The following is a 2,274-nucleotide window of genomic DNA, read 5'->3' on the forward strand; positions in this document are numbered from 1 at the left end:
ACACCGCCCCGTCGAGGCGCACGAACTCGGCCTGTACCTCGAGATGGGCCGCGTCCGACGGGAAGACGCGCAGCGGCACCCGCAGGTAGTCGTCCAAGGCGGTGCTCCCTTCCAGACTCCAGAGCCGTTCGAAGTGCTGTTCGACGAACTGGACCAGGGTGGAGGAGATGGCCGCCTCGTGCTGGGTCGCGGCGGCCGAGGAGTACCCGACGGGGAACGTCGAGACCAGCGCCCCGGTGCCCCAGCGGTGATATGTCGTCAGGGGCTGTTCGGTGTAGAGGCGGACCGCGAGCCGGGGGCGCAGGACGGGAGCGAGCCGATCTCGCAGTGCCTCGAGGACCAGCAGGTTCGAGTGGATCATGCCCGGTACGTCGACGCTGCGCAGGAGGTCGGCGGCTCGTCCGGCCACGGCCGGGGAGTCCGGGTCGAGTAGGAGTACCTGGATGATCGCTCCGGCGTCGACCGCCGCGAGCACCGCGTCGGCGAAGGCGGTCCGGTGTTCGGGGGTAGCCAGATCCGTCCAGGTGTTGAGTAACCGGACGCTGCGCCGGGACGAGGCGATCCGGGCGATGAAGTACGCCGGGTCGAACGTGCTGAGCAGCCGCCCGCTGGTGAACTGGGTGGGCTCGGCCGTGACCGGTGCGCTCAGCCGTTCCTCGGCGGCCGGCAGTTCGGGGGAGCCCCGCTGACGCAGGAGCGTGATGCCCTGCTGCCAGGATCGCCGCGCCGCTGGATGGTCGTCCATCTGGGCGAGGATGTCACCCCGGCGGATGAGCACACGTGGCTCCCAGCGGGTGTCGGGTAGCTCGGCGAGCAGCGGCAGGCTCTCGTTGTAGCTTGCCAGGGCCCGGTCCAACCGGTGCTGGAAACGGTGGAGATCGCCCAGCCGGCGCAGGGCCAGCGCCTCCAGCGGACGGTTGCCGAGTTCGCGGGCGATCGACAGGCTCATCGTCAGGCAGTTGATGCCGTCGGTGAGCTCGTTGCGGTCGCCGTGGACCATGGCGACGTTCACCAGGGTCTCCGCCTCGGCCTTGCGGGCGCCGGCCCGGCGCATCATCTCCAGGCCGGCCTCGAAGTGGACCAGTGCCGTGGAGAACTCCCCCCGACCGCGGCAGGCGTCGGCCAGCCCGCGCAGCGTCCGGGCCTCACCCAGCTCGTCGCCGAAGTCGGCGAAGATCTCCCGGGCCCGGGTGAGGCGCTCCGTGGCCAGCGCCAAGTGGTCGACCGTAGCCCGGTAGACCTCGACCGCCGGTTGACCGTCGGGGTCCGTGCCGTCCGCGTCCAGTCGCCAGAAGGCGTCCTCGAAGGCCAGCGTGACGTCGCGCTCGGCGAGGTTGGTCAGCAGCGTCGCCTCGGCGAGGCGGTGCCCGGCCCGGCGGGCCGCGGCCAGCCCCAGGACGTGGCTCTGCTCCCAGTCGCCCCAGTGCGCCGCGAAGGCGTAGAACTCGGCGGCCTCGGTGGCGAGCAGCCAGGTCGGCTCGTCGAGACCGGCCGCGTGGGCCTAGTCGATCAGGCTCATGAGGTTTCCTCGTTCCCCGCCGAACCAGACCAGCGGCTGACCGACCAGGTCGGCGACGCCTGCCTGTTCAAACCGAAACACGGCCCCCGTCGTGAGCGCCGCCACGTCCTCGGCGACGGGGGTAAGGGTGCGCACCTCGCCGGGGCTGAAGGTGTCGACCGCCTCCCGCAGCATCGCCAGATAGGCGTACAGCAGCCGGCCCAGGGCCGCCCGGTGTTCTCCGGACACGGTGGAGGGGGCCCCGGTGGAGGGGGCCCCGGCAGCGTCGTGATGCCCGTTGCCGGTGTGACGGTTGCCGGTGTGACGGTTGCCGGTGTGACGGTTGTCCCCGCAGGCCTCGGGGATCCGGCCCGGGGTCGCGGGGTGGCCGAGTGGGGTGCCGACCCCGGTCTCGCGCTCCCGGGCGAACACCCGGAGCAGGTCGTGAAAGCGGTAGCGTTCGGTTCCTGTCCGGTCGGCGCCACGTCGTTCGAGTAGCTGGGCGTCGGCGAGCCGGTCGACGACGTCCTCGGCTTCGTCGAGGTCGAGGTCGAGGACCGCCGCCGCGGCCCACGGCGCGAAATCGCTCATCGCAGGCAGCGACAGCAGCCGGAAGGCGCGCTGCTCGTCCGGCGGCCGGCCCTCGTAGCTCAGCGAGAAGCTGGCCCGGATCTCCAGGTCGCCGGCCTCCAGCCAGGACAGCCGGTCGCGTTCGTTGGCGAGCCGCCCGGCCAGGCGGGCCAGTTTCCAGTGCGGATGGGCGGCCAGCTTGCGGG

1 protein-coding gene and 1 pseudogene are annotated in these 2,274 nt (G+C 71.9%); both read right to left on the bottom strand.

Annotation, left to right across the window (positions count from 1 at the left end; all coding sequences use genetic code 11):
• On the bottom strand, positions 1-1,216 hold a 1,216-nt coding region (locus ACY45C_RS02175), incomplete at its 3' end, for a tetratricopeptide repeat protein (RefSeq protein WP_462185992.1).
• A 285-nt stretch (positions 1,217-1,501) separates the two neighbouring features.
• Positions 1,502-2,274 (bottom strand): annotated as a pseudogene (locus tag ACY45C_RS02180) (SARP family transcriptional regulator); the annotation flags it as partial.

The organism is Frankia sp. CcWB2 (genome assembly GCF_977927585.1).